At 73.9% G+C, this 3,598-nt stretch carries 4 protein-coding genes and 1 pseudogene; 1 reads left to right on the top strand and 4 read right to left on the bottom strand.

The features are described from left to right. A partial coding sequence (locus GT030_RS06225; RefSeq protein ID WP_161200218.1) for a M23 family metallopeptidase occupies positions 1-351 on the top strand: 351 nt, incomplete at its 5' end. A gap of 19 nt (positions 352-370) precedes the next feature. On the opposite strand, the gene GT030_RS06230 is transcribed toward GT030_RS06225, so the two are convergent. The 4 genes and pseudogenes from GT030_RS06230 to GT030_RS06245 all read right to left on the bottom strand — a co-directional run. Next, complete coding sequence (locus tag GT030_RS06230; RefSeq protein ID WP_161200220.1) at positions 371-928, bottom strand: TetR/AcrR family transcriptional regulator; 558 nt, start codon at positions 926-928, stop codon at positions 371-373. Positions 929-992: 64 nt separating this feature from the next. Further along, positions 993-1,835, bottom strand: coding sequence for an RNA polymerase sigma factor WhiG (gene whiG, locus GT030_RS06235; protein WP_031183700.1), 843 nt, complete (start codon positions 1,833-1,835; stop codon positions 993-995). A gap of 331 nt (positions 1,836-2,166) precedes the next feature. Next, complete coding sequence (gene dprA / locus GT030_RS06240; protein WP_161200219.1) at positions 2,167-3,324, bottom strand: DNA-processing protein DprA; 1,158 nt, start codon at positions 3,322-3,324, stop codon at positions 2,167-2,169. Further along, positions 3,321-3,598 (bottom strand): annotated as a pseudogene (locus GT030_RS06245) (ATP-binding protein); the annotation flags it as partial. The gene dprA and the pseudogene GT030_RS06245, both read right to left, overlap by 4 nt.

Below are 3,598 nucleotides of genomic sequence, written 5' to 3' on the forward strand. Positions count from 1 at the left end.
CTGGCGGCGGTGCCGGGCGCCCCGGTGCGGGCGGTGGCGGCGGGCCGGGTGTCGTACGCGGGACGGGTGGCGGGGCGCGGCGTGGTCGCGGTGGCCCTGGCGGGCACTTCGCTGCGGACGACGTACGAGCCGGTGCGCGCCGGGGTGAAGGCGGGGGCGGAGGTGGGCGCCGGGGAAGTGGTGGGGACGGTGGAGGGCGCCGGGTCGCACTGCCCCGAGACATGTGTGCACTGGGGGCTGCTGGACGGGGAGACCTATCTGAATCCCCTGGGCCTGTTGCCGCCCTGGCTGCTCGGGCACGGGCCGTCCCGGCTGCTTCCGGTGCTGGGGGTCCCGGTGCCGTCCGGGTGAGCGGCGTCAGCCCGGCGACTCAGCCCCGGACGCCCCGCAGGGCCATGGCGACCGCCGCCTCGGTGATCGTCTCGGGGTGTTCCGCCGCGCCGAGTTCGATACGGCGCACGGCCGCGTCCACGACACCCTGGAGCAGCATCGCGGCGAGCCGGGGCTCCTCGTGCCCGAGGCCGGCCAGCGCCTCGACGATCATCGCCACGAGCCCGCCGTGCGCGGCGCGGATCTTCTCCCGCGCCCCGGCGTCGAGTTCGCTCGCCGAGATCGCCACGACGGCCCGGTGCCGGCGGTCCCCGACCAGGGCGAGCTGCCGGCGCACATACGCCTCGACCTTGCCCTCCGGGGAGGGCGCGTCCGCCATGGCGGCCTCGACCTCCGCCGCCCAGACGGGGAAGTCGACCTGGCACAGCTCCTCGACCACGGCGGCGCGCGAGCGGAAGTACTCGTACACCGACGACCTGGCAAGACCGGTGCGCTCCGCGAGCGCGGGGAAGGTCAGCGCGTCCGTCCCACCCTCGGACAGCAGGGACCGGGCCGCGTCCAGCAGGGCGGCTCGCTGCATCGACCGGTGCTCGGCCACGGAGGCCGCTCGAATCCTTGGCACGTCCCCCACTTTACGGACCGGCCGGGAAACGCGGCAGGAGTCAGCGTCCGAAGCTCGCCAGCTTGGCCCGCAGCTGGAGCACCGACTTGGTGTGGATCTGGCTGACCCGGCTCTCGGTCACGCCGAGGACGTTGCCGATCTCGGCGAGGGTCAGACCCTCGTAGTAGTAGAGCGTGACCACGGTCTTCTCGCGGTCCGGCAGGGTGTTGATGGCCCGCGCCAGGAAGCGGCGCAGCTCCCGGTCCTCGGCCACCTCGACGGGGTTGTCGGCGGCGGTGTCCTCCAGGGTGTCCATGAGGCTGAGCCGGTCGCCGCCCTCACCGCCGACGTGCAGCAGCTCCTCCAGCGCTACCACGTTGGCCAGGGACAACTGACTGAAGACCGCGTGCAGCTCCTCGACCTCCACGCCCAGCTCGGTGGCGACCTCCTGCTCGCTCGGGGTCCGCCGCAGCTTCGCCTCCAGCGCGGCGTAGGCCCGCTCGTAGTTGCGCGCCTTCTGCCGGACCGACCGGGGAATCCAGTCCAGCGCCCGCAGCTCGTCGATCATGGCGCCGCGAATCCGGGTGATCGCGTACGTCTCGAACTTGATCTCGCGCTCGATGTCGAACTTCTCGATCGCGTCGATCAGGCCGAACACCCCGGAGGAGACGAAGTCGGCCTGCTCCACGTTGGGCGGCAGCCCGACGCTCACCCGGCCCGCGACGTACTTCACGAGCGGGGAGTAGTGCAGGATGAGCTGCTCCCGGAGGCGCTCGTCCCCCGTCGCCTTGTACGACCGCCACAGCTCGTCGAGCGTCGAGGGAGCGGGCGGTCGCACGCTGCCGCCGTCGCGGGCGGCTGGGGGGGCCGCCGCCCGGTCGGAGCCGGAGGTGTGCTGGGGCATTCGTCGCCTAGTGCCGTTCTGCCGTGAAGTGCCGTGACTGCCGTGCCGTGGGTGGGGGTGCGGGGTAGGGGCTGGATACCGGGTCGTCGGTGGGCGGGGGCCGCGCAGGAGGGTGCGGGCCGGGCCGGCCCGTCCGTGCCCGAGCTTTCGTGAGCGTAGCGTGACTGAGGAGTCGCGGTGAGCGAACAGTGAGGCGCCACCCGTGCGCGCACCCCTGTGCGACCCCGCTCCCCCGCTTCACCCGGTTCGCTCAGCGTGACCGGTAACGGGAGTCAACTCCGGTAAATCCCAAGGGCGTAGAGGATTCCCCCGGACGGCCGAACACCCTCGGTCAGGACGGGTGCGGGTCCTTCCTGAGCGGGAGCATCGCCTGGCGTGTCAACTTCCAGCCGTCGTCGTGTCGTTCGACATAGCCAAGCGCTCGAAGCTCGTACAGCCGGGCGACGGCCTCCTCTCGGGTGGTGCGCGCCTCGCGGGCGATCTCCTCGGGCCCGGCCGTGCGGGCGGCCGGCAGGGCGGCGAGGACGGTGGCCGCGTCGGGGTCGAGCAGGTCACGCGGGAGCACCGGGCCACGCCGGGGCGGTGCCAGTTCACCGATCCCGCCGACGAGTTCGACGACATCCGCCGCGTCGGTGACGAGCACCGCTTCCCCGCGCAGCAGTTCGTGCACCCCTGCGGAGCGCCCGCTCGTCACCGGGCCGGGTACTCCCATGGTGAATCTGCCGAGCCGCTGGGCGGCTCGGGCCGTGGCGAGCGAGCCACTGCGGCAGGCGGCCTCCACGACGACCGTGCCCCGCGTGAGCGCGGCGATCACCCGGTTGCGGACGATGAAACGGCTGGGCGTCGGATGATCACCGGGCGGCAACTCCCCGATGACGAGGCCCTGTTGAGCGATCCGGTCGAGCAGCGCGGCGTGCCCGCGCGGATACGCCTGGTCCACCCCCGAGGCCAGCACGGCGACGGTGGCTCCGTCGGCCGCGAGGGCACCCCGGTGTGCGGCGCCGTCGACCCCGTACGCCCCGCCGGAGACGACGACCCAGCCCTGTTCGGCCAGCCCGGCGGCGAGCGTGGCCGCCACATGGGCGCCGTACTCGGTGCAGGCACGGGCCCCCACGACGGCCACGGAACGCAGCGCCCACATCCGCAGCCCCGGTCTGCCGCGCACCCACAGCCCCACCGGGCGTCCGTCGCCCAGGTCGTCGAGCTGGGCGGGCCACTCGGCATCCCCGGGACACACGAACCGCGCCCCCGCTTCCCGCGCGGCCGCCAGATCCGCCTCCGGCTCGGCACGCTCCGCCCGTGCCAGCAGTCCCCGCCAGCGGGCGCCTTTCACCCCTGGCAGCGGGTCGCCGCCCTCCCGCAGCCGCCGCACCACCTCCGGCACCCCGAAAAGCCGCAGCCACCGTCCGCCGACGTCGTCACCGGGTTCGATCACGCGGGTGAGGAACACCCGCCCGATCCGCTCCTCCTCCGCCCGGTCCGCCGTCATGCCAGGGCTCCGATGGCCATGGGGACGCCTCGGGGGATGCCGGTGCGCAGTTGCAGGGCGAGGGCCACGTCCCCGGCGTCCGGGCGGTCGTGTCCGAGCAGGTCGGCGACGGTCCACGCGACCCGCAGCACCCGGTCGATGCCGCGTGCGGTGAGCACGCCCCGCTCCAGATTGCGTTCGGCCTCGTCCATCGCGCCCGCGACGGCGTGGAAGCGGCTGCGCAGCTCCCGGCCGGGCACCTCGCTGTTGGTGGCCCACGGGGTCCCGGCCAGCC

Source organism: Streptomyces sp. SID1328, from assembly GCF_009865595.1.
GTDB classification, from domain to species: Bacteria; Actinomycetota; Actinomycetes; order Streptomycetales; family Streptomycetaceae; genus Streptomyces; species Streptomyces griseoluteus.